The organism is Pseudanabaena sp. 'Roaring Creek' (assembly GCF_001402795.1).
Lineage (GTDB): Bacteria > Cyanobacteriota > Cyanobacteriia > Pseudanabaenales > Pseudanabaenaceae > Pseudanabaena.
This window is the reverse complement of the sequence record NZ_LIRE01000076.1, coordinates 1-1773: the sequence shown is the minus strand read 5'-3', so window position 1 is coordinate 1773 and position 1773 is coordinate 1. Positions and strand designations below refer to the sequence as shown.

Below are 1773 nucleotides of genomic sequence, written 5' to 3'. Positions count from 1 at the left end.
ACACTTTCGTGAATTGGTATAACTACCTATTATTAGGTAATTTTGATGGATTGATTTTTGTGTTTTTAATGATTACCCCATCCATAGTTGCATTTTTAAGGGTTGTTTGGGTCATGTCGGTATTCGCTAAATTAGCATTATCTAAGTTAGCGTCAGTGAGATCAGCTTGAGATAGATCCGCAGAATTTAAGTTAGCATGGGAGAGATCGGAACCAGCCATTTTGGCTTGGATCAGTTTAGCTGATGTCAGATCTGCGCGTGTAAACATTGAATTTGGTAGAACAGATTGGATGAAATTCGTACATTTGGCATGAATTTCGGAAAAATCTGCATTTTTCAGGACTGACTGGGCAAAATTTGCTCCTTCAAGGTTTGCACCTTTAAAATTTGCATCCGATAAATCGGATTGGACAATACTAACACCCCGCAAATCAGCATTTTGGAGATCGACAGATTTCAAATCTTTAAGAGTAATATTTCTCGCCCCCCTGAAATCACATCCACGACATTCACGGTTAATTTGGAGTTTAACGAGAGAATCCTTGCCATCCTGCTCTTCTATCTGTGTCAATTTTACATTGCGATTGTCAATACAGGGTGATGGCGGAGTCGTTATTTTTAGCGGATTTGTGGGTAACGGCGCAGGTGGAATGCTAGTGGAAACCTTTTCAGGTGCAGGAGTAGGGGAAAATGTCAGTAGAGAAGCGATCGCTACAGGCAATAGATAAATCGGGACTCTACGCCATCCGCTATTCCTTGATTTCGCTAGACCAATCTCGCCAATTTGACGCAGATGCTCTAAGGCTGTTGCCGCATCGCGATAGCGATCTTTCAATTTTGGGGCAGTCATTTTTTTCAGCCATTGCGCAAAGCGAGGATTCACATTAGTTAACAAATGCTGAAACTGAATCTGATTGTCTTCATTAATTAAGCGATCGACTTGAGTGGAACGAATCCCCGTTAACAAACAAATTAGGGTCATCCCCAAACCATAGTTATCTGTTGCTGCGCTGAGGATTCCATTACGTAGCTGCTCTGGAGCCATAAAGCCAAATGTGCCAGCCGCGACGCTACTCATCGCATTATCTGCTACGCCAATGCGGGCAAAGCCAAAATCAACTAGATACAGTTTTAGGTCATCACTTACCAGTAAGTTTTCTGGTTTGATATCTCGATGGATAATTGGTGGAGTCTGATTTTGAAGTTATACCAAAATTTCTAAAGCCGCGATCGCAAGTTGCTGAATTTGCTCTAGCGAAAACCTGCGGGGATTAGCAAGGGACTGCGCTTTGACATATTGCTGCACAATGCAATAGCCATCAATAGTATCAAAACTACTGAGATAACGAGGAATCTGAGGATGCTGCACTTGCTGGAGGATTTCTGCTTCGCGAGCGATCGCCTTTTCATAGGCGGCGAATCGATCGACCGACTTAGGAAAACGGAATAACTTAATTACAACTAGCTCTTGATAGATAAGGTTATGGGCAAGATAGGTACTACGGTTGGCTCCGTAGTTATGCCCCAATACACTCATTACCTCATAGCCATATTCCGTCAGATCTGGATGTAGTTCCATCGTATATTCCCCAGTCAAATCTATTTAGGGCTTGCTGAAAAAGGCAGAAACAGTTGCAATCAGTAGTTTCCAAAGGTTGCAAAAGCTGATAAGATGCAAGAAAAAAGCCCAAAAACAAGAAAAACCCTTGCACCAATAAAATTTTATGTACCGACGTTCCGCAAAAGGACAACTATCATTCGAGAACTTCTATC

The 1773-nt window shown here is 42.1% G+C and carries 1 protein-coding gene and 1 pseudogene; both read right to left on the bottom strand.

Annotated features, from left to right (window positions below; all coding sequences use genetic code 11):
- Window positions 1-22: 22 nt before the first annotated feature.
- Window positions 23-850, bottom strand: coding sequence for a pentapeptide repeat-containing protein (locus tag AC805_RS27075; RefSeq protein WP_269433542.1), 828 nt, complete (start codon window positions 848-850; stop codon window positions 23-25).
- Window positions 833-1537, bottom strand: a pseudogene (locus tag AC805_RS27070) (serine/threonine protein kinase); the annotation flags it as partial. The gene AC805_RS27075 and the pseudogene AC805_RS27070, both read right to left, overlap by 18 nt.
- Window positions 1538-1773 lie beyond the last annotated feature (236 nt).

What these genes read in the sequence shown, in the direction of transcription:
- AC805_RS27075 (WP_269433542.1), bottom strand. Translation starts at nt 850, where the DNA reads ATGACTGCCCCAAAATTGAAAGATCGCTATCGCGATGCGGCAACAGCC.